This window comes from Pseudomonas frederiksbergensis (assembly GCF_900105495.1).
Classification (GTDB): Bacteria; Pseudomonadota; Gammaproteobacteria; order Pseudomonadales; family Pseudomonadaceae; genus Aquipseudomonas; species Aquipseudomonas frederiksbergensis.
The window spans coordinates 3417147-3438503 of sequence record NZ_FNTF01000002.1; the positions used below are offsets into that span (position 1 = coordinate 3417147).

Annotated in this window: 22 protein-coding genes and 1 pseudogene; 17 read left to right on the plus strand and 6 right to left on the minus strand. The window is 59.4% G+C overall.

Annotation, left to right across the window (positions count from 1 at the left end; all coding sequences use genetic code 11):
- Nucleotide 1: 1 nt before the first annotated feature.
- Both BLW70_RS30715 and BLW70_RS16160 read left to right on the plus strand, forming a co-directional pair.
- Nucleotides 2-157, plus strand: a complete 156-nt coding sequence (locus BLW70_RS30715) for a hypothetical protein (protein ID WP_158242635.1) — start codon at nt 2-4, stop codon at nt 155-157.
- A gap of 29 nt (nt 158-186) precedes the next feature.
- Complete coding sequence (locus tag BLW70_RS16160; RefSeq protein ID WP_074875526.1) at nt 187-1011, plus strand: alpha/beta fold hydrolase; 825 nt, start codon at nt 187-189, stop codon at nt 1009-1011.
- A gap of 199 nt (nt 1012-1210) precedes the next feature.
- Here BLW70_RS16160 and BLW70_RS16165 read toward each other — a convergent pair whose 3' ends face one another.
- Nucleotides 1211-1660: a helix-turn-helix domain-containing protein gene (locus tag BLW70_RS16165; protein WP_074875528.1), complete on the minus strand. Its 450-nt coding sequence runs from the start codon at nt 1658-1660 to the stop codon at nt 1211-1213.
- A gap of 216 nt (nt 1661-1876) precedes the next feature.
- On the opposite strand from BLW70_RS16165, the gene BLW70_RS16170 reads away from it, so the two are divergent.
- The 13 genes from BLW70_RS16170 (at nt 1877) to BLW70_RS16225 (ending at nt 14286) form a co-directional block, all read left to right on the plus strand.
- Nucleotides 1877-2797, plus strand: coding sequence for a LysR family transcriptional regulator (locus BLW70_RS16170; protein WP_074880608.1), 921 nt, complete (start codon nt 1877-1879; stop codon nt 2795-2797).
- 679 nt (nt 2798-3476) lie between these two features.
- Complete coding sequence (locus BLW70_RS16175; protein WP_074875530.1) at nt 3477-3893, plus strand: DoxX family protein; 417 nt, start codon at nt 3477-3479, stop codon at nt 3891-3893.
- Nucleotides 3886-4476 carry an antibiotic biosynthesis monooxygenase gene (locus BLW70_RS16180; RefSeq protein WP_074875532.1) on the plus strand — a complete coding sequence of 197 codons (591 nt, stop codon included), beginning with the start codon at nt 3886-3888 and terminating at the stop codon, nt 4474-4476. Before BLW70_RS16175 ends, BLW70_RS16180 begins: the two co-directional genes overlap by 8 nt.
- On the plus strand, nt 4476-6314 hold the full coding sequence (locus tag BLW70_RS16185) for an amidohydrolase (RefSeq protein WP_074875534.1): 1839 nt from the start codon (nt 4476-4478) through the stop codon (nt 6312-6314). The genes BLW70_RS16180 and BLW70_RS16185 overlap by 1 nt, the downstream gene beginning before the upstream one ends.
- Before the next feature lie 69 nt (nt 6315-6383).
- Nucleotides 6384-7010, plus strand: a complete 627-nt coding sequence (gene ycaC, locus BLW70_RS16190) for an isochorismate family cysteine hydrolase YcaC (RefSeq protein WP_045061273.1) — start codon at nt 6384-6386, stop codon at nt 7008-7010.
- 97 nt (nt 7011-7107) lie between these two features.
- Nucleotides 7108-8004: a LysR family transcriptional regulator gene (locus BLW70_RS16195; protein ID WP_074875536.1), complete on the plus strand. Its 897-nt coding sequence runs from the start codon at nt 7108-7110 to the stop codon at nt 8002-8004.
- Nucleotides 8005-8059: 55 nt separating this feature from the next.
- Nucleotides 8060-8866, plus strand: a complete 807-nt coding sequence (locus BLW70_RS16200; RefSeq protein ID WP_074875538.1) for a class I SAM-dependent methyltransferase — start codon at nt 8060-8062, stop codon at nt 8864-8866.
- A 69-nt stretch (nt 8867-8935) separates the two neighbouring features.
- Complete coding sequence (locus BLW70_RS16205; RefSeq protein WP_074875540.1) at nt 8936-9604, plus strand: ABC transporter ATP-binding protein; 669 nt, start codon at nt 8936-8938, stop codon at nt 9602-9604.
- Nucleotide 9605: 1 nt separating this feature from the next.
- Nucleotides 9606-12077: an ABC transporter permease gene (locus BLW70_RS16210; RefSeq protein WP_074880610.1), complete on the plus strand. Its 2472-nt coding sequence runs from the start codon at nt 9606-9608 to the stop codon at nt 12075-12077.
- A complete protein-coding gene (locus tag BLW70_RS16215; protein WP_074875542.1) occupies nt 12067-13131 on the plus strand; it encodes a lipocalin-like domain-containing protein in 1065 nt (354 codons plus the stop codon). The genes BLW70_RS16210 and BLW70_RS16215 overlap by 11 nt, the downstream gene beginning before the upstream one ends.
- A 62-nt stretch (nt 13132-13193) precedes the next feature.
- Complete coding sequence (locus tag BLW70_RS16220; RefSeq protein ID WP_074875544.1) at nt 13194-13436, plus strand: hypothetical protein; 243 nt, start codon at nt 13194-13196, stop codon at nt 13434-13436.
- A gap of 10 nt (nt 13437-13446) precedes the next feature.
- Nucleotides 13447-13614 (plus strand): hypothetical protein, encoded by a 168-nt coding sequence (locus BLW70_RS30820; RefSeq protein ID WP_162842855.1) that lies wholly within the window; start codon nt 13447-13449, stop codon nt 13612-13614.
- An 87-nt stretch (nt 13615-13701) separates the two neighbouring features.
- A complete protein-coding gene (locus tag BLW70_RS16225; RefSeq protein WP_074875546.1) occupies nt 13702-14286 on the plus strand; it encodes a hypothetical protein in 585 nt (194 codons plus the stop codon).
- 708 nt (nt 14287-14994) lie between these two features.
- Here BLW70_RS16225 and BLW70_RS16230 read toward each other — a convergent pair.
- Complete coding sequence (locus BLW70_RS16230; protein ID WP_074875548.1) at nt 14995-15510, minus strand: Hcp family type VI secretion system effector; 516 nt, start codon at nt 15508-15510, stop codon at nt 14995-14997.
- Between the two features lie 424 nt (nt 15511-15934).
- Here BLW70_RS16230 and BLW70_RS16235 point away from each other — a divergent pair, with 424 nt between their 5' ends.
- Nucleotides 15935-16612 (plus strand): type 1 glutamine amidotransferase domain-containing protein, encoded by a 678-nt coding sequence (locus tag BLW70_RS16235; protein WP_074880613.1) that lies wholly within the window; start codon nt 15935-15937, stop codon nt 16610-16612.
- Nucleotides 16613-16776: 164 nt separating this feature from the next.
- Here BLW70_RS16235 and hglS read toward each other — a convergent pair whose 3' ends face one another.
- The 3 genes and pseudogenes from hglS to BLW70_RS16250 all read right to left on the minus strand — a co-directional run.
- Nucleotides 16777-18156, minus strand: coding sequence for a 2-oxoadipate dioxygenase/decarboxylase HglS (gene hglS / locus BLW70_RS16240; RefSeq protein ID WP_074875550.1), 1380 nt, complete (start codon nt 18154-18156; stop codon nt 16777-16779).
- A 286-nt stretch (nt 18157-18442) separates the two neighbouring features.
- Nucleotides 18443-19384 carry an alpha/beta fold hydrolase gene (locus BLW70_RS16245; RefSeq protein WP_074875552.1) on the minus strand — a complete coding sequence of 314 codons (942 nt, stop codon included), beginning with the start codon at nt 19382-19384 and terminating at the stop codon, nt 18443-18445.
- Nucleotides 19385-19406: 22 nt separating this feature from the next.
- A pseudogene (locus BLW70_RS16250) lies at nt 19407-19768 on the minus strand (flavin-containing monooxygenase); the annotation flags it as partial.
- 132 nt (nt 19769-19900) lie between these two features.
- Here BLW70_RS16250 and BLW70_RS16255 point away from each other — a divergent pair.
- Entirely contained in the window at nt 19901-20974 is a 1074-nt protein-coding gene (locus tag BLW70_RS16255; RefSeq protein WP_074875555.1) for a diguanylate cyclase, read from the plus strand.
- Nucleotides 20975-21153: 179 nt separating this feature from the next.
- Here BLW70_RS16255 and BLW70_RS30825 read toward each other — a convergent pair whose 3' ends face one another.
- Nucleotides 21154-21330 carry a hypothetical protein gene (locus tag BLW70_RS30825; RefSeq protein ID WP_162842856.1) on the minus strand — a complete coding sequence of 59 codons (177 nt, stop codon included), beginning with the start codon at nt 21328-21330 and terminating at the stop codon, nt 21154-21156.
- Nucleotides 21331-21357 lie beyond the last annotated feature (27 nt).

Here is a 21357-nt window from a genome sequence, read left to right on the forward strand (position 1 = left end):
AATGAGCAACGTGGAGGTCTATCACAGTGGCTCCCGGCACACCCGTTTCATGACCGAAGCCGTGACCCCTAACGCCCACTGCCCCCCAAAGACCGCTGTCCATCTGGGCGAACGAGTGGCGCGGCTGGCTGAACGCATGAGCCACTCAACGGTTTGATCCCCCAACACTCACTAAGGAGACAATGCATGAGCACGTTCACGACCCGAGACGGCACCGAGATTTATTACAAGGACTGGGGCACCGGTCAGCCTATTGTCTTCAGCCATGGCTGGCCGTTGAACGCCGACAGCTGGGAATCGCAGATGATCTTCCTGGCCGCCCAAGGCTACCGGGTGATCGCCCATGATCGCCGCGGTCATGGCCGCTCCAGCCAGCCGTGGAGCGGCAACGACATGGACACCTACGCCGATGATCTGGCGCAGTTGATCGAGTTGCTGGACCTCAAAGATGCCGTGCTGTTCGGCTTCTCCACCGGCGGCGGTGAAGTGGCGCGCTACATTGGTCGCCACGGTACCGAACGCGTGGCCAAGGCCGGGCTGATTTCTTCGGTGCCGCCGCTGATGCTCAAGACTGAAGCCAACCCTGGCGGCCTGCCGATCGAGGTGTTTGACGGCATTCGTCAGGCGTCCCTGGCCGACCGTTCGCAGCTCTACATCGACCTCGCCAGCGGTCCGTTCTTCGGCTTCAACAAACCGGACGCCAAGCCATCCCAGGGCATGATCGACTGGTTCTGGATGCAAGGCATGACCTCCGGCCACAAGAACGCTTATGACTGCATCAAGGCATTCTCCGAAACCGACTTCACCGAAGACCTGAAGAAGTTCGACATTCCGACGCTGGTGGTGCATGGCGATGCTGACCAGGTGGTGCCGATCGAAGCGTCGGGCATTGCGTCTGCAAAACTGGTGAAAGGATCTACGTTGAAGATCTACCCCGGCGCGCCTCATGGCTTGACTGATACCCACAAGGATCAGCTCAACGCCGATCTGCTGGCGTTTTTGAAGGACTAAGCGTTAATCCCTGGCCCCCCGATCCTGCCATGGAAGCTTTGTAGCAGCTGTCGAGCTCCGGCGAGGCTGCGTTCGGCTGCGAAGCAGTCGCAAAATGCGAGCGCGCCGCCTGCCTGAAAACACCGGGGGGCTGAGTTCACGACTGCTTCGCAGCCGAACGCAGCCTCGCCGGGGCTCGACAGCTGCTACAAGAAATGTGTTAGCGGGTTTGTTGCGCGTGAAGTTGAGCGGTGCAGGCGGGACGGTGAGCCAGGGAGCGCACGGTGCGGCAACGCCACGCAAATGGAGTGATGCCTTCATTGCGAGTGAAGATGTGGCAGAAATGTGCCTGATCGCAGAAGCCGCATTCGAGACTGATTTGCGTCAGCGTCAGGTCGGTGCTCTGGATCATTTGCTTGGCGCGGGCGATGCGCTGGTTGCGAATCCAGTCTTGAGGCGAGAGCCCGGTGCTGCACTTGAACGCGCGGGAGAAATGACTGCGTGAAAGAGCACAGGCGCGGGCCAGTTCGGTCACTTCCACGGTCTCACCAAGGCGCTCGAGAATCAGTTGCTTGACCAGGCTTTCGCGCCAAGGAGTCAGGCCGCCGGTCGTTTTCTTTCGCGTTTCAGTGGTCGTCTCGCGGGTGACGTTTTGCTGTGAGCGGGCCATGACAAATGTCCGTGTCGGTGAGCTTCATTTTTGGCCGCAGGGTTCTGGCAGGCGAGTTAAACGTTGTTAATTCCGTCGGTGTGCGGGGGTAACCAACAGCACGGACTCAGCACATTGCTGCAATTTCTGCAGATGCGAACCGTGCAAAATCGACGTTATCTGGTGGTTTTCGCCCCAGCGCCAAGTGCCTGGCTGAACACACAAGGAAATCTGCCTGTGAACCGTAACGATCTGCGCCGCGTCGACATGAACCTGTTGGTGATTTTCGAAGCGTTGATGTTTGAAAAGAACCTCACCCGTGTTGCCGAAAAACTGTTCATGGGGCAGCCAGCGGTGAGTGCGGCGCTGGGGCGGTTACGGGACCTGTTCGACGATCCGCTACTGTTGCGCAACGGCCGCGGGATGGAGCCGACAGGGCGGGCACTGGCGATTCTCAAGGAGCTGCAGCCGGCGATGGATGTGATTTCCGGGGCAGTGAGCCGAGCTAAAGAATTCGACCCCGCTACAAGCTGCGATGTGTTTCGCATCGGGCTGTCGGACGACGCCGAGTTTGGCTTGTTTCCGCCATTGTTGAGCCAGCTCCGGGAAGAGGCGCCAGGGATCATAGTGGTCGTTCGGCGGGCGAATTACCTGCTCATGCCGGCATTGCTGGCGTCTGGGGAGATTTCGGTAGGAGTGAGTTACACCACGGATCTGCCGGCCAATGCCAAACGCAAGACGTTGCGGGATATTCCATGCAAGGTGCTGCGAGGTGACAAGCGGCCGGGGACGCTGTCGCTGGATGAATACTGTGAACGACCCCATGCGATGGTGTCGTTTTCGGGGGATTTGAGCGGCAACATTGACCTTGATCTCGCGAAGATCGGACGAAGTCGGCGGGTGGTGTTGGGCGTTCCGCAGTTCAGTGGATTGCGGGCATTGCTGGCCGGGACCGAGATGATCGCCACCGTGCCGGATTACGCAGCGTGTGCGTTGGTCGAGGGGTGTGCGTTGCGGGCCGAAGCCCCGCCGTTTCCGATTGAAGCGGCGCAGCTTTCGATGGCCTGGAGCGGGGTGCATGACAACGATCCGGCGGAACGGTGGTTGCGGTCGCGGATCAGTGAGTTCATGTCCAGGCCTTTGCCTATTTCGGCTTGACCGTGGCGGTCTTCGGGCCGACCTGTTTATATCCTGATGTACCCAGTCCAACTGTGGGAGCGGGCTTGCTCGCGAAGGTGGCCTGATAGCCGACCTATTTCTTTGAGGTGTACATATCCATTTCTGCGGTAACGGCGGCTGGCGGTTTCGCCCTTACGGCGAGGCACTTTTTTCAAACGCCAAAAAAGTACCCAAAAAGGCTCGCCCCAAGCGTCCGGCCCCTCGCCTAGGCTCGGCGTTCCTTCGTTCCGGCATTCATCTGGGGGCATCGCCTCCGGTTGGCTTCGCTTCAACCTCCTCTCGATGTGTTCGACTTCGTCGAACGGCGCTGCGCGCCCCCCCCAGATGAACACCTCCACTCAACCTTCCGAAGGGGCGGGTAGATCAAGATCAAAAGCTGCAGGCGAGCTAACGCTCGGCCTGTTGAGTGGTGAAGGGCGAAAGGCGAACGGCGTACGCCGATCTTCTGTGGGAGCGAGCCTGCTCGCGATGGCGGCCTGACAGCCGACCAATCTCTTCCTGCCGAATCCAATCTCTGTGGGATCTGCGGTGGATCGTGTCGCCGGGCTCATCCACAAAAAGAGCACACACATCCAATTTTTTCCGACCTCACACCGGCACTATCAAACCAAGTCCGGGCGCATGAACACCGGTGGTTTTTTATTTGTGCAGGTAGCCCATGAACACGTCGCGATGGGATGAACGAGCCCAGGATTTCGGGCTGTTATTTTTGCGGGTCAGCGGTGGTTTGTTTCTGCTGTGGGTGCACGGTTTGCCGAAACTGCTTAACTACAACGCTCAACTGCAAGTCATCGAAGACCCTTTCCATCTGGGTGTGAACGCCACGCTGATGCTGGCGATTTTTGCCGAGGTGTTGTGCCCGCTGCTGATCATCGCCGGGGTGCTGGTGCGTCTGGCGTGTCTGCCGATTTTGGCGGTGTTGCTGATTGCGCTGCTGGTGGTGCATGCGCAATGGAGTCTTGATGAAGGGCAGTTCGGTTGGCTGTTGTTGATTCTGTTCACCAGCGTTCTTATCGCCGGGCCGGGACGGCTGGCGCTCAATGTTCGATTCGCCGGAGCTTTGCGTTATGCCTGAATCCAATCGTTTCGAGGAAGTCGTGACCCTGGTCATCAAGCACCGGATCAAGGCAGGTTTTGAAGCGCCGTACGAAGCCTGGTTGCGCAACATTGTCAGCATTGCCGGGCAGCAGGAAGGGCACTTGGGCGTCGATGTGATCCGCGGCAAGAGCGCCGGCCTCGACCTGTACACCTGCGTGCTGCGCTTTTGCTCCACCGAATCGATGCAGCGCTGGCTCGATTCACCGCAACGGCTGGAACTGGTCAACGAAGCCGCACCGATGCTCGCCGACGGCGACCAGACCGAGGTCAATCCGGTCAACGAATTCTGGTTCGCACCGCAAGCCGACGCCGCTTCGCCACCACCGCCGCGCTGGAAGCAGGCCGTGGTGACGTTGTTGGTGATTTTGCCGCACACCTTGCTGGTGCCGCTGATCTGGGGCCCGCTGCTGCAGCTCAATACCTTCCTGTCCAATTACGTGGTCGCGACGTTCCTGATCACGCTGACCATCGTCGTGTCGGTGGTGTACCTGTTCATGCCGATGGCGACGCGTTTGTTCGCGCCTTGGCTGTCCTCTTCCACTCAGCCCAAGGAAAAGTGATGAACGCCGATCTGATTTTGTTCAATGGCCAATTTCATACGGTTGACCGTGAAAACCCACGCGCCAGCGCCGTAGCGATCAGCAATGGTCGTTTCGTCGCGGTCGGCACCGACGCCGAAGCCATGGCCCTGCGCGGTTCGGGCACGCAGGTCATCGACCTCAAGGGGCGCTGTGTCATTCCCGGCCTCAACGACTCGCACTTGCACCTGATCCGCGGCGGTTTGAACTACAACCTCGAACTGCGCTGGGAAGGGGTGCCGTCGCTGGCCGATGCCCTGCGCATGCTCAAGGATCAGGCCGACCGCACGCCGACGCCGCAATGGGTGCGGGTGGTCGGTGGCTGGAACGAATTCCAGTTCGCTGAAAAGCGCATGCCGACCCTCGAAGAACTCAATCAGGCCGCGCCGGATACACCGGTATTTGTCCTGCATCTGTACGACCGCGCCTTGCTCAACCGTGCCGCGTTGCGCGTGGCCGGTTACACCCGCAACACGCCGAACCCACCAGGTGGCGAGATTGTGCGCGATGCCAACGGTGAGCCGACCGGCATGCTGGTCGCCCGTCCTAACGCGATGATTCTGTACTCGACGCTGGCGAAGGGGCCAAAGTTGCCGCTGGAATATCAGGTCAACTCGACCCGCCAATTCATGCGCGAGCTCAACCGTCTCGGCCTGACCAGCGCCATCGATGCCGGTGGCGGTTTCCAGAATTATCCGGACGATTATCAGGTGATCGAGCAGTTGGCCAAGGACCAGCAGCTCACAGTGCGGATCGCCTACAACCTGTTCACCCAGAAGCCGAAAGAAGAACTGACTGACTTCAAGAACTGGACCAGCAGCGTGACCCTGCATCAAGGCGACGATTACCTGCGGCACAACGGCGCCGGGGAAATGCTGGTGTTTTCAGCGGCGGATTTCGAGGACTTCCTCGAGCCGCGTCCGGACCTTCCACAAACAATGGAAGACGAGCTGGAACCGGTGGTGCGCCACTTGGTCGAGCAACGCTGGCCGTTCCGTTTGCACGCCACGTACAACGAATCCATCAGCCGCATGCTCGACGTGTTCGAAAAGGTTAACCGCGACATTCCGTTCAACGGTTTGCCATGGTTTTTCGACCATGCCGAAACCATTACGCCGCAGAACATTGAGCGGGTGAGGGCGCTGGGTGGCGGTATCGCGATTCAGGATCGCATGGCCTTCCAGGGCGAGTATTTCGTCGAGCGTTACGGCGCCAAAGCCGCCGAAGCGACCCCGCCGATCAAACGCATGCTGGCCGAAGGTGTACCGGTCGGCGCCGGCACCGATGCCACGCGAGTGTCCAGCTACAACCCATGGACCTCGCTGTACTGGATGGTCAGCGGCCGCACGGTCGGTGGCCTGGAACTGCATGCCGAGGGCTTGTCTCGTCAAACGGCGCTGGAGCTATTCACCCACGGTAGCGCCTGGTTTTCTTCCGAGCAGGGCAAGAAAGGCATGATCAAGGTCGGCCAACTGGCTGACATCGCGGCCCTGAGCGCGGATTTTTTCAGCGTCGACGAAGAAGCGATCAAGTGGATCGAGTCGGTGTTGACCGTGGTCGGCGGCAAGGTGGTGTACGCCGCCGGTGATTTTGAAAAACTCGGGCCGGCCAGCGTACCGGTGCTGCCGGACTGGTCGCCGGTGGTGAATGTACCGGGGCACTGGCGTCCGACCTCGCCATTGCAGGCGCAGGTGCACCATTGCAGCGGGCCGTGCGGCGTGCATTCCCATAGCCATGAAAAGGCGCGCTTGTCGAATGCGCCGGTCAGCGATTTCGCGGGTTTCTGGGGCGCGTTTGGCTGCTCGTGCTTCGCGTTCTGACGATCACAAAAAAGCGCCGGCCCTCCACGTCGGCGTTGTATGTCACACCCATCCATCGAGGAGTTTCACATGAGCAACGTTCCGTACAAACGCCTGAACAAAGATGACGCCGTTGTGCTGTTGGTCGACCACCAGACGGGCCTGATCTCGCTGGTTCAGGATTTCTCGCCGAACGAATTCAAGAACAACGTGCTGGCCCTGGGCGATGTGGCCAAGTTCTTCAAGCTGCCGACCATCCTGACCACCAGCTTCGAAAACGGTCCGAACGGCCCGATGGTTCCCGAGTTGAAAGAGCAGTTCCCGGACGCGCCGTACATCCCGCGTCCAGGCCAGATCAACGCCTGGGACAACGAAGATTTTGTCAAAGCCGTTAAAGCCACTGGCCGCAAGCAACTGATCATCGCCGGCGTCGTCACCGACGTTTGCGTGACGTTCCCAACGCTGTCGGCGTTGGCGGAAGGGTTTGAAGTGTTCGTTGTTACGGACGCCTCGGGTACCTTCAACGAAACCGTGCAACAAGCGGCCTGGGCGCGCATGGCGGCGGCCGGTGCTCAACTGGTGAACTGGTTTTCGGTGGCCTGCGAACTGCAAGGCGACTGGCGCAACGACATGGAAGGCCTGGCCAACCTGCTGTCGCCGCGCATTCCGAACTACCGCAATTTGATGAACAGCTACTCGGTGCTGTCTTCGAAGTAAGTCCCGCCACAATGAAAGATGCCCGCCAATGTGCGGGCATTTTCGTCTGAGACAAAAAGCGGCTATATAGTGTCTGACTGTCAATCAGAGCGTGACAATGAACCCGTTCGAAGATATGCGTATTTTTTGCCAGGTCATGGACTCCGGCAGCTTTACTGCGGCGGCCGATCAATTGGGCCTGTCCAAGCAGTTCGTCAGCCGGCGGTTGATGCAGCTCGAAGAGCGTCTGGGTGTGCGGCTACTCAATCGCTCCACGCGGCGACTGGACGTGACGCCACTGGGGCAGAGTTATTACGAGTCAGCCTTGCGTCTGCTGGGCGAAGTCGAGCAAGTAGAGCAGGGCATCGCCGGCCAGACCACTGAGCCCCGCGGCACGATCCGTATCAGCGCGCCATTGTCGTTTGCGGTGGCGCATTTGGGCTGTTTGCTGCCGGTGTTTTTGCAGCGTTATCGCGACGTCACGGTAGAGGTCGACCTCAGTGATCGATCGGTGGATTTGCTCAGTGAGGGTTATGACCTGGCGCTGCGAATCGGCATTCTGGAGGATTCGACGCTGATCGCCCGACGCATCGCCTCCATCCAGCGGGTGTACTGCGCCAGCCCGGCTTACCTGGCCGAGCGCGGCACGCCGCTCAGACCCGAAGACTTGCACGCACATGACTGCCTGCCTTACGGCCATGGTCGTCAGGTGCAATGGCGTTTCGAAGGGCAGGGCAAGCCGTTGGTGGTCAATGTCACCGGGCGGATGCGGGTGAACAATGGTGAACTGCTCAGGGATGCGGCGATTGCCGGTATGGGGATTACGTACTTGCCGACCTTCATTGTGGGTTCGGCGTTGAAGGACGGCAGGCTGGTGCCGGTGTTGGACGCATTTCGTTGCGCGCCGCTGACGTTGTCGGCGGTCTATCCGCAGCACCGTCAAGCATCGCGACCGGTGCAGGTGTTGATCGAGTTCTTGCGTGAACGGCTAGATCAGGCTGAGGGTGGGTTGTAGAGCGGTTATAGTGTCAGCACGCAATTAATGAATGCCCCCCAGTCTGGAGCGCGCAATGGAAATGCCGACAAAAGAAAAAGCCATCGCCAGCAACCGCGATGCCTGGAATGACTCAGCCCGACACCACAAGGACACCCCCGAATGGCAGGCCCGTTTGACGGCGGTCAGCCACCGGGATTTTTGCTGCATGGACGACACCCTCCGAGGGTTACTGGAACAGGTCGGTGTCGACGGTAAAGACGTGGTGCAACTGGGCTGCAACAATGGCCGCGAAAGCTTGTCGTTGTTTGCGCTGGGTGCCCGCAGCGTCACAGGCGTCGACCAGTCTGAGGCATTCCTCGATCAGGCGCGGGAACTGGCGTCACGCTCGCCCCATGCGCCTGAGTTCATCGAGGCAGACATCCATCACTTGCCGACAGAACTTCATGGCCGTTTCGACGTGGCCCTGATCACCATCGGCGTGTTGAACTGGATGCCGGACATCGGCGAGTTTTTTCGCCATGTCGCCCAAACCCTCAAGCCTGGCGGCAGTCTGGTGGTGTACGAAACCCACCCGTTCCTCGAAATGTTCGACCCTGAGTCCATCGATCCGTATCGACCGGACAGCTCGTACTTTCGCAGCGAACCTTTCGTGCAGGACCAGCCGATCGTCTACGAAGGCAAAGTCGATCAACAGGCCGCGATGTCCTACTGGTTCGTCCACACCTTGGGCGCGATCTTCACCGGCGCCATTGAGGCGGGATTGCAGATCAGTCACTTCAAGGAGTACCCGCATTCCAACCGCGAGGAACTCTATGATCGGTATGAGCAGCAGACGGCGCAGCTGCCGTTGTGTTTTACGTGGGTGGCCGTGAAGCGATAGGTTTCAGGCATTTCGCGGTGCCGCTGCCGTCCGCTATCCTTGCTCCACGCACATCGAACGGTTTCCCCCATGCTTTCGGTCCAAGGCGTCTTCAAAAGCTACGCCACTCCCCAGGGCCCGCTGCCGGTTCTGCAAGGTGTCGACCTCACCTTGAAACCCGGCAGTAGCCTGGCGTTGATGGGGGAGTCGGGCAGTGGCAAGAGCACTTTGCTGCACCTGATTGCCGGGCTGGACAAGGTCGATCGCGGCAGCATCCGCAGCGGCGAGCATCGGCTGGAGCAGATGAGCGAAGGGCAACTGGCGAACTGGCGGCGGACCGAAATCGGCCTGGTGTTTCAGCAGTTCAACCTGATCGGCAGTTTGCGCGTGGAGGACAATCTGGCCTTCCAGGCGCGATTGGCGGGACGCCATGATCCGCGCTGGCAGGCGCATCTGGTGCAACGCCTGGGCTTGGCTGATTTGCTGCGGCGTTATCCGGAACAGTTGTCCGGCGGCCAGCAGCAACGGGTCGCGCTGGGCCGGGCCCTGGCGTCGCAGCCAAAACTGCTGCTGGCCGACGAACCCACTGGCAGCCTCGATGAAACCACCAGCGATGAGGTTTTGAAGTTGTTGCTGGAGTTGCTCGACGATAGCCCCACCACTTTGTTGATGGTCACCCACAGCCCGCGGGTCGCGGCGCGGCTGGCGGAAAAAGTGGTGCTCCACGGTGGTCGTCTGGCTGGCGCGGACGAGCGCTGAGGTGCCGATCTTTCGCGAGACGCTGCGGGCGCTGCTCAGTCATTGGCGGCAACACCCGGTGCAGTTTTTCAGTGTGCTGACCGGACTTTGGCTCGCCACCAGCCTGCTGACCGGCGTGCAGGCGCTGAACAGCCAGGCGCGGGAAAGCTATGCCCGGGCCAGTCAGCTGATCGGCGGTGAACCCCAGGCCAGCCTCAGTGCGCCCAGTGGCGCGACTTTTTCTCAGCAAGTGTTTGTCGACCTGCGTCGTTTGGGCTGGCCGGTGTCGCCGGTCCTGCAAGGTCGGGTGACGCTCAAGGAGCATGACGACCAGCGCTTGCAGTTGATGGGCATCGAGCCGGTGTCGCTGCCCGCCGGTTCCTCGGTGGCGGGGCAGGCGTTGCCGATCGAGCAGGTTGTCGAGTTTTTCAGCCCGCCGGGCAGCACCTGGGTTTCGCCGCAGACGTTGCAGGCACTGGGTTTGCACGAGGGTGATCGCCCGGAGAGTTTGAGTGGTCAGGCCTTGCCGCCGCTGCGTGCCCAGCCTGATATGGCCCCGGGTGTGTTGCTGGTGGACATCGGCTTCGCCCAGCAGATTCTCGGCCTGCCGGATCAGCTGTCACGCCTGCTGCTGCCGAAGGATTTCACCGCGCCGCTGCCTGAGCAATTCAAGGGTCAATTGCAGCTCAAGACCAGTGGCGAAGAGAACAACTTGGCGCGCCTGACCGAAAGCTTTCACCTTAACCTCGATGCGCTGGGTTTTCTGTCATTCGTGGTCGGCCTGTTCATCGTCCACGCCGCGATCGGCCTGGCGCTGGAACAACGCCGTGGTTTGCTCCGAACCCTGCGTGCCTGCGGTGTCAGTGCACGGATGCTGATTGCCTGTCTGGCGGTTGAACTGGGCGGTCTGGCGTTGATCGGAGGACTGGTCGGGGTCGCCAGCGGCTACCTGCTGGCCAGCGTGCTGTTGCCGGATGTCGCCGCGAGTTTGCGCGGTTTGTACGGCGCCGAAGTGGCGGGGCAGTTGAGCCTCAGTCCGTGGTGGTGGCTCAGCGGCGTCGGCCTGAGTCTGTTGGGCGCGTTGTTGGCGGGGGCCAACAGTTTGTTGCGGGCCGCACGCCTGCCGTTGCTGGCCCTGGCCGACCCGCAAGCCTGGCATCAGGCTCACGCACGCTGGTTGCGACGTCAGGGTTGGGTTGCCGTGATCGCCGCGGTGATTGCAGTGCTGGCGTTGATCTTTGGCGACAGCCTGGGCAGTGGCTTCGTGCTGATGGCGGCACTGCTGATCGGTGCTGCGCTGGCGTTGCCGGTGGTGCTCAATTGGGTGTTGAACCGGGTGCTGCATCGCAGTCGCTCGGTGCTCGGCCAATGGTTTCTCGCCGACTGCCGCCAGCAACTGCCGACCCTGAGCCTGGCGCTGATGGCGCTGTTGCTGGCACTGGCGGCGAACATTGGAGCGGGCAGCATGACCGCCGGTTTTCGTGAGACTTTCAGCAATTGGCTCGAACAACGCCTGACCGCCGAACTGTACGTCAATCCGCGCAATCCGGCCCAGGCCACAGAGTTGCAAACCTGGCTCAAGCAGCAACCCGCACTCACGGCCGTGCTGCCCAACTGGCAAGTGTCGATCCAGTTGCAAGGCTGGCCGGCGGACGTCTTCGGCGTGATCGATCACCCGACCTATCGCCAGCATTGGCCGCTGCTGGAAGCCTTGGGCGACAACCCTTGGGACCGACTGGCCAAGGACGACGCACTGATGCTCAGCGAGCAACTGGCCCGCCGGCTGAAGGTGCGCCTTGGCGATCATTTGACGATTCCCACACCAAACGGCACCTGGTCGCCACGGATCGTCGGCATCTACGCCGATTACGGCAATCCCAAAGGCCATATTCTGGTCAACGTCGACCATCTGCTGCGCGGCTGGCCGCTGTTGACCCCGAACCGTTTCAACTTGCGCATCGACCCGACGTTGATCCCTGATTTCCTGACCGCGCTGCAAACCCGCTTCACGCTGGAGGACAGCCGCATCGTCGACCAGGCCCGGCTCAAGGGCTGGTCCACGCAAGTGTTCGAACGCACCTTTGCCGCGACTGCCGCACTCAACAGCCTGACTCTCTGTGTGGCGGGCGTGGCGCTGTTCATCAGCCTATTGACGCAAAGCCAGAGCCGCCTCGGGCAACTCGCGCCCCTGTGGGCGCTCGGCGTGACTCGCCAGCAATTGATGCTGCTCAATCTGGGACAGACCTGGTTGTTGGCGGTGCTGACGCTGGTGCTGGCATTGCCGTTGGGAATCGCATTGGCGTGGTGCCTGGACACGGTGATCAACGTCCAGGCCTTTGGCTGGCGCTTGCCGCTGCGGGTGTTTCCGCTGCAGCTGTTGCAGTTGATGGGATTGGCGCTGTTGGCGACTTTGCTGGCGTCGGCGTGGCCGCTGTATTCGTTGTACCGCACGCAACCGGCGGATCTGCTGAGGACGTTCGCTCGTGAAGATTAAGGTCGGTGTGTTGCTATTGGCGTTGTTGAGCGGCTGCGATGACTCGGCGCCTGTCGAGAAAGGCTTCGCCGGTCTCGGCAAGCAAGCGGCAGCATTCACCCCGGTGGTGCCCGGTCGGGTGTTCAGCTTTCCGGCGGATCACGGTCCTCATGACGGTTTTCGCATCGAATGGTGGTACGTCACCGCCAACCTCAAGGACGATCAGGGGCGCGAGTTCGGCGCGCAATGGACGCTGTTTCGCAGCGCCTTGAAAGCAACGCCCGAGGTCGCTGGCTGGGGCAATCAAATTATCTGGCTTGGCCATGCGGCCGTGACGTCGGCGATGGTGCATCACGCCGCCGAACGTTACGCCCGTGGTGGCGTTGGTCAGGCGGGTGTGAGTCTCGCGCCGTTCAACGCGTGGATCGATGATTGGCGTTTCAGCAGTCAGGCTTCCGACCCTATGACGGATCTTCAACTCAGCGCCCGGGACAAGCATTTTGGCTATCAATTGCGGCTGAGCTCCACGGGTCCCTTGGTGCTTCAGGGCGACAAAGGCTTCAGTCAGAAGTCCGAACAAGGGCAAGCGTCGTACTACTACAGTCAGCCGTTTTTCCAGGCCAGCGGCACGCTGGAAATCGACGGCAAAACCTATCGAGTCAGTGGCCCGGCCTGGCTCGACCGGGAATGGAGCAGCCAGCCCCTGACCGCCAACCAGACAGGCTGGGACTGGTTTTCCCTGCACCTGGACAGCGGCGAACAAGTCATGCTCTACCGCATGCGGCACAAGGACGGCGCGCCTTACCTCACCGGCACCTGGATCGACGCTCAGGGCCAGACGCAGCTACTGCATGCCGCCGATATCAGCCTCACACCGCAAGACACCGCCAACGTCGCCGGACGTTCGATGCCGGTGCGCTGGTCGATCAAAATCCCCGACAAACATCTCGACATCACGATCAGCGCACTCAATCCCAATGCGTGGATGGCTTTGCGCATTCCCTATTGGGAAGGTCCGGTGCAATTGAGCGGCAGCCATGGTGGGCAGGGTTATCTGGAAATGACCGGGTATTGAGTCGGAACTCTCGGTAGAGCGCTAGCCTCCTAATTCTAGAAGCCCGTTCACAGGAGACCGCCATGAGCGAAGACCTGAAACCGCCAGACCTTGATTCGTGGCAGCGTCTGTTCGAGGACAAGGCCTACTGGCAACAATCCCCTGACGCCCATTACGTTGAACTGCTGCGGGTAGCAGACGACTTGCTGGGGCAGGGCGCCATTGACCTGGAACAATGGCAAGACTTGAAGGCCAAGGCGGATCAATCCCATAAAGATTCGCCTGCCGTGAATGTTGCCCATGAGGTTGACGATCCCGAAGCCTGAGGAGACCCCCATGAAACCGACGACCCCCACTGAGCACCCTGACGAACCGCGGCCACCGGGTGAAGTCGAGCGCGATAACGACGCCCTGCGCCCGACCGATCCGACCCGGCGCAAGGAAAGCGGCAAGGGCACAGAGAGCGGCGAATCCACCGCACAAGAAACTGCGAACACTCCCTGATCAGCGTCTATGCTCATCTGCACAAAGGGCGCCGGACGGTGGTCCAGCGCTCTTTGCTGCCTCCAATTCACAGGGAATGCATCGCTTATGAAACTTCATGCACTGACTAAAGCCATCACCCTCGCTACCTTGTTGTCTGCCGCCAGCCTTAGCGCCATGGCTGCGGACATTCCGCTGTCTGCCGTCGTGGTTGCCGATCAGGTCGTCACCAAAGTCGTCTCGGTCGATGCTGCCAAACATCAGGTGGTTCTGGAGGGGCCGGAAGGTCGTCAGGTCCATGTGCAATTGACCGACAAGGCCAAAAACCTCGGCAACCTGAAAGTCGGCGACCAAGTGGATGTCAAGGTGACTAGCGCTGTCGCCGCCTACCTCGACACCGATATCGACAAAGGCCTGCCAGGCACCGTCGAACGCGCGGGTGAAGTCCGTGCAGCCCCCGGCAGCGACAACCCGGGCGGCGAAGCCTACCGTCAGGTGCAGGTCCAACTGAAAATTTCCAAAATCGATGTGAAGAAAAACCAGGTAACCTTCGAAACCCCCGCTGGCGAGTCCAAGACTGTCGACGTTGTAAGACCCGAAGTTCAAGCGAAATTGAAAGATCTGAAAGTTGGGCAGAGTGTCGTTGTGACCTATACCGACATATTGGAAGTGACCAGCAAGCACGAAAGTTGAGTATTAACTCTATATATCGATTGTTCTTGTACAACTTTTCTGTATAAGAACAATCAATTTTGATGGTCTAACTGGTGAGTTCTGATGATCGGTAAAAATAATATTTGGACCGACATTTAATCGAAAGTTGTTTCGATAAATTTCATGTTCATATACGCGGACATATTCGATAACTTCCATTAAAATACTTCCCGTTCGCCCAGTGTCAGGGCTCTTTACCGGTGCATGGATTGCCAGGCCATTACACTGGGCGAACACCTTATCGAGGTTCGATACACTTCCCCCGCAAGCAATACGCTGTTTCGCTGAACTCCCCCCGATTGCCATTTCGCTTTCTCAATCACACCACCAAACTTATCCGCAAGCGCGGTTATGCAGGCGTCTGTGGGGGGTTAAGTACGAGGTTGAGAAAAGTTTGCTGACTAGAAATACATGAAACGGGCAATCATTAGATCGTCCGTTTTTTTTTTGGCGCCGGGTGGAAAATTTTTCATGGTGAAGCGCTTGAATCAACGGAACCGCAATGCGGCATTTGCATGCCGTGATGATATTCGGTCTGTCAAAACTGCTCGCTGAGACTGCTGCGCCAGTATTGCAACACTATTGACGGTTCAGTTCCGTCACTGGACCAGCAAGGTGAAAACTCTGGAAGGACAGAAACAACATCGACCAGCAGAGCTGGCCGATGCTTGAGACGGTCAGCCTGAGTCAGACGACCGGTTGACGCCAGTCATCGGAACCCGAAGTACCGGATACTTCGTGGGTCCAGGTGATTTTGCGGTAGGTGAGTTGCACTTCTTCCAGGTGCGTGAAGTGCGAGTTCGACGGATCCTGGCAGTTGTGCATTTTGTTGTTGATGGCGACGATGATCGCGTCTTCCAGTTTGGTGGTGTAGTAGTGCTCTTGGGTACCTTGAGCCGAAGTACGGTACCACTGGATAACGATTTCGCTCATGCGCTCGCCGGAGGTCAGAGCGGCTTGCAGCAGTGGCGAAGCCTTGTCGTAGACCTTGGTGATCACGACTGGCTTGTGAACGCGCTGACCGGTCGGTTGGCCGGACTGTGGGTCACGCGGGATGATCACGTCGTGGCTGAAAGCCTGAACCATGACCTGGTCTTCGTGACCTTCCTGGTAGGTATTGCCAACCGAGTCGGCAGTAAATGCGCCGGCAGTGATCAGACCTTGTTTCTCGCCAGTGACGGACATGTACGCGGGTGTAGCCATGGATGTGCTCCTTGCTAATGTTAAGGGTGCCCGGGAGGCAGTATCGCCCCGGTGGGTGCCTGACTGTTATCAAGGTCCGTGCCATAAACGGTTAACGCTATATAAATCAGGTGGTTGAGAGTTTTTTTAGACCGTTTGAAGCATGTTCGGCAGCGATCGCCTGTGAATGTGCGCAAGAAGTTGCGCAGTGCTGGGCAACTTCTTGCGCACTTGGCTGGAGCGCCTGCCAGGCCGGGCGATCAGCGGTCCCGAATGGGTTTTCTTTGCGTTGAGTGCGCAACTTCTTGCGCATCAAAGCGGTTGGCCATCATTCGCTGCCTTATCAGGACGAACCGCTAGGGTGACAGGTGCAACGAATGTGGCGGCCTGGAGGTCAAACTCAGCGCCGAGATCAATGAACATCTGCGAACTCAAGGAGCACGACATGAAAATCCTGATGGTTCTAACGTCACACGATCAATTGGGTGACACGGGTAAGAAAACCGGCTTTTGGCTGGAGGAATTCGCCGCACCGTATTTCGCCTTCAAGGACGCCGGCGCTCAGTTGACCCTGGCCTCGCCCAAAGGGGGGCAACCACCGCTGGACCCAAAAAGCAACGAGCCGGACGCGCAAACTGCAGCCACCGAGCGCTTTCGCAAAGACCCCGCCGCCCAGTCCGCATTGGCGTCTACCGCTCTGCTGAGCAGCGTGAGAGCTGAAGATTACGACGCGATTTTCTATCCGGGCGGCCATGGCCCGCTGTGGGATCTGGCCGAAGACAAAATTTCGATTGCTCTGATCGAGGCGTTTTACCAGGCGGGCAAGCCGGTTGCGGCCGTCTGCCACGCCCCCGGTGTGTTTCGTCACGTCAAGGACGCGGATGGCCAGCCGCTGGTCAAAGGCAAGCGTGTGACGGGTTTTACCAATTCTGAAGAGGAGGCTGTGCAACTAACGAAGGTTGTGCCGTTTTTGGTGGAGGACATGCTTAAGGAGAAGGGTGGTGTCTATTCCAAAGGTGCTGACTGGGCCAGTTATGTGCTCACCGATGGTTTGCTGATTACCGGTCAGAATCCGGCGTCGTCCGAGGCTGCCGCCGAGGCGTTGTTGGCGAAGCTGGCTTAATCCCCGGACGGCTAAAATATTGGCCGGACACTTTCATGTGGCGAGGGAGCTTGCTCCCGCTGGGCTGCGTAGCGGCCCCGCTTTCTGCGAACGATTGCAGATTTTTGTGAGTGCTGCGCACTCAAGCGGGAGCAAGCTCCCTCGCCACAAGGTCAAGCCAGACTCTACAATCCCATTGCCTCGCGGCATTCCTCGATCGAGCGTCGTTGCGTCTCGGCATACAGCGCCAATTCATCAATTGTCGATCGCCCCAGCGCCATCTCGAACACCTGCCGGTTCGATTGCACGCCATAGTGGGTTTGCGCGGCATCTCCCAGGTTCGACTGAAAAATCCCCGCAGCGCTGACTGGCAGGAAATCTTCGTACACCAACGGCTCAACCCGCAGATAGCCGCCGCTGAGCAGATCCTCCAGCGACCACGATTTCAATTCATCCGCACCCAACCCTTTTTCCGTGAGGAAGTAGCGAAAGTACGCCAGTTCCTCTCGACGCATGCCCTCAAGGGTGTCAGGGAACTGCGCAAAGTGCTGCGCCATCAGCGCGTTGTAACGTGCGGCATTGGCCTCATTGGGGAAGTCTTTCAGTTCATCACGGGCAGCGTTGAGCAATCGGTCGTAAAGCGCCCGGCCTTTGGGGGTGAGCGCCGCGCCGCGTTGTTCGATCTCGCCGAAACGGGCGCTGTGGCTGCCGTGAGTCCGGGTCTGATCGGTGAAGGCGACAGGCTCGTCCAGGGCTTTGAAACTGGTCTGGCGCAGCAGGATCGGGCACTGACGGCGGGGTGGGCCTTCGATCACCGCTTTGGGGGTGATGCCGTGAACAGGCATTTGCGCCTGGACGATGTCGATGTCCAGGGTGCGCGGCGTCAGGTGGTTGATATGCGGGCCGGTGAACGCTACCACGTCGGCGACCAGGCGATGCTGGGCGCAGAGCTTGCGGTACTGCTCGGCGGTCACGGTGGCGGTGTGGTGCCAGCGGAACGTTTCCAGTGCCTGTTCGACGAAGTCCCGGGCTTCCTGTTCCGTAAGACCGCCCTGGGTTTCGGCGCGGTCGATGAGGCTTAGCGCGGTGGGCGTGAAGATCGAACGTTTATCCAGCACTGACTGGGCGAATGCTCGCAGTTCCAGGTCTTCGATCAGTTCCAGGCGCAGCAGGGAAGTGAATACCCGGAACGGGCTGACCTGCAACGCCGCCTCATGCACCGCGCGAAAAGCCGTGGAGTGGACCGGTACGCCGGCCGGGGTCAGGTCGTAATAACCCACCGGTTGCATGCCCATCACCGCAAACAGCCGGGCGAGGGTCGCCAGTTCATCAGCGGTGCCGACACGGATCGCGCCATGCCGCTCCAGGTCCAGGCGCTGGATTTCACCGGTGCTGTGCAACTGTCGGGCGATGTGTGGATCGCTGTCCAGCACGTGACGGTTGGTCTGTTCCACCAGTTCCATCAGCGCGCCGTACAGCGGCACTTCTTCGCGGTACATGTCGGACATCGCTTTGGAAAAGCGTTGGCGGATCAGGTCAGGGCTGATGAAGTTCGGATGACTCATGAAAGAATTCCTGGCGCGGTGACGTAAAGGATGCGAGAAAAGATCGCAGCCTTGTGCGGCGCCGACAAACGAAGAATCTTACGAACTTCATTCTGCAAAGGACTGCTGGCTGAAGCAGCTTGTAGCAGCTGTCGAGCCTGCGAGGCTGCGTTCGGCTGCGAAGCAGTCGCAAACCCTATATGCACGTTCCTCCTGACACACCGCGGTGCCTGATTTCACGACTGCTGCGCAGCCGAACGCAGCCTCGCAGGCTCGGCAGCTGCTACAGGGGGGCGGTGTTCGGCTGCTACACCGGGAGTTCCGAGCGCAGTGATGCCAAAAATTCCCGGTACAACCGTGCCGTGTTCGTCGGTTGTTCCACCATCGGCATATGGCCTGTGTGGTCCCAGACTTCCACTCGCAGATCGGCGATGCCTTTGCTCCAGATCGCCACGCTGCTGACATCGATCAAGCGGTCTTTGTGCCCCCACAGCAACAGTGCCGGGCACTTGATGTCGGGCAGTTTCGGCTCCATCGGCGGACTGGCACGGAAGTCGTTGAAGATTTCCTCCAGCTCATCGCGGCTCTGTTCATAGCGTTGCGCGATGGCGTCCAGCACCACCTTGGGTACCCACGGCGGTTCAGCCATGGTCATGGCGTAGAAACGCTGGAATTCTTCCCGCGAGTGAATCAGGAACGGGTTGTGGCCCTTGGCCAAATGCCGCTCCAGGTCGCTGGCTTCGGGGGCGGTGACACCTGCCGGATCGATCAGGGCCACCGAAACAATGCGATCCGGGTAAGTGGCCGCCAGCCACGCTGCCATGTAACCGCCCATCGAATTGCCGATTACATGGACTTTCTCGACGCCGCAAACATCGAGCAACTGGATCATCCGCTTGGCCTGCAAGGGAATGTCGTAACCGCCGCCCGCCTTGAAGCCGGTTTCGCCATGCCCGGCGATGTCGGGAATGATCACCCGATAGTTGCCGACAAAGTGCCGGGCAAAACGCAGCCAGACATTCTTGTCGGCGCTGTAGCCGTGGAGCATCAGCACGCTGCTGGACGCTTCATACGGCCCGCCTTGCCAGGTCGAGACGGTCATTTCGGCGATCGGCACGACAATTTTGTGCAGTCCATACAGCTTCGCCTCTACCGACATGTTCAAGTCATAGAGCCAATGACCGATGGCCGGGTAACTCAACCAGCTCCAGGCCACGAAAACCGCGATTGCGACAACCAACAAAAGCATCAGGCATCTTCCTTTTACGTGATCAGGACAGAATGTGATCGGCGGGTTTCAGCGCTCTGGTCAACCGGTGATAGCTGAAACTGAACCCCGGAAACATCGCAATCACATGACCGCTCTTGCTTTGATACCAACTGTGCAGCCCCCGGACTTCCATACCGTGCGTTCCATTTCCCGGTGGATCATTTCAGTGTAGGTACGTTCTGCTTCGGAGCGTACTTCGATGCTGCGCAAACCCTGTTCTTTTAACGTACGGATGCAATCAAGAATGTAGTTCATCTGAGACTCGATGATGAACAGCACCGAGGTGTGACCGATGCCTGTGTTGGGGCCGATGAAGATAAACAGGTTGGGGAAGTCGGGCAGGCTGGTGCCAAACATTGGGCGCCCGCCTCATGGCTATGCCTTGGTATTCAGGCCGCCCGCCGGTGATGGCTATTTGCCGCTTCCCTGATAGACTCTCACCACACTTGAACCCCTTGTGTTTTCAGGTTCCGTCTCAGTGGCGCAGAGGCCTCTATGGGAAAAACGGGAGGAAAAGGACTTTCACTGGCCAGGAGGCTCTATACATCGCGAATCCTGGGTTTAGCCCTGGGGCTGTTGCTTGTGAGCGCGGCGATGTATCCACTCAACCCTGCACCGTGGGTCTGGGTGACGATGCTGCTCAATGCCGTACTCTGGCCGCACCTGGCTTATCAATGGGCGCGCCGCGCGTCAGTGCCTTATCACGCCGAACACCGCAACCTGCTGGTGGATGCCTTTCTCGGTGGTTTTTGGGTCGCAGCCATGCACTTCAATCCGCTGCCCGCCGCGACCACCCTGGCCATGATGGCAATGAACAATGTGGCCATTGGCGGTTTGCGTTTCCTGTTGGCGGGAACCGTGGCGCAAGTTCTCGGGATGGGCGTCGGACTGCTGGTTTTCTCCCCCACCTTTGTCCCACAGACCAGCCAACTGCAGATGTATGCCTGTTTGCCCTTGATGTGTTTGTACCCGCTGGCATTGGGCTGGATCTGCTTCCGCCAGGCCCACACCCTCGGTCGACAAAAGCGTGAATTGCTGGCACTGAGCCGCACCGACAGCCTCACCGGCCTGTTGAATCACGGCGCCTGGAAGGATCAACTGGAAATCGAATTCCAGCGTTGCAAACGTCAGCAGCAGGGCGGGGCGATTGCGCTGATCGACATCGACCATTTCAAAACCATCAACGACACCTACGGCCACGTTGCCGGGGATATCGTGCTGCGTCAGTTGAGCAAAATGCTCAAGCAGAACCTGCGCGCGGCGGATGTTGCCGGGCGCTACGGCGGCGACGAATTCTGCGTGATCCTCCCGGACCTTCCGCTCACGAGCGCGGCGGCCGCCATGGATGTGCTGCGTGATCGCTTCGCCACCTTGGGCTATGAGCAGAGCCCGGCGCTGAGAGTCAGCCTGAGCATCGGCCTTGCCGCCTTCAACCCGGCACACACTGACGCGACCCTGTGGCTCAACGACGCCGACCAGGCGCTCTATGAAGCCAAGGCCACCGGTCGCAACCGCGTCATTTGTTGCAGCGATGGCGCACCACATCACTCATTACTTGATTCGGTGTGAAACGTGATCGTTCCCACGCTCCCGCGTGGGAATGCCTCAACGGACGCTTTGCATTCGGCTTTGGATGGGACGCGTAGCGTCCCGGGCTGCATTCCCACGCAGAGCGTGGGAACGATCAAAGAAAAGGCTGCCGACCTTGTGGGTCGGCAGCCTTGGTAGTGCACTTAACGAGAGCGATATCAGTCTTTGGCTGGCAAGCTCCAGAATTTCTTGATTTCGTGGATATTGCCCACGTTATAACGAGGCATGAAATCGGCGCACGGAACTTCCATTGTTGTCTTGACTGGCGTATTGATTACGGCAGTCCCGGCGCGCAGAAGCGAAGTTTCATTCCAGTTGTTCAGTGGTTTGTTCATATTCATTCCTTTTTTAAATTTGGAGGG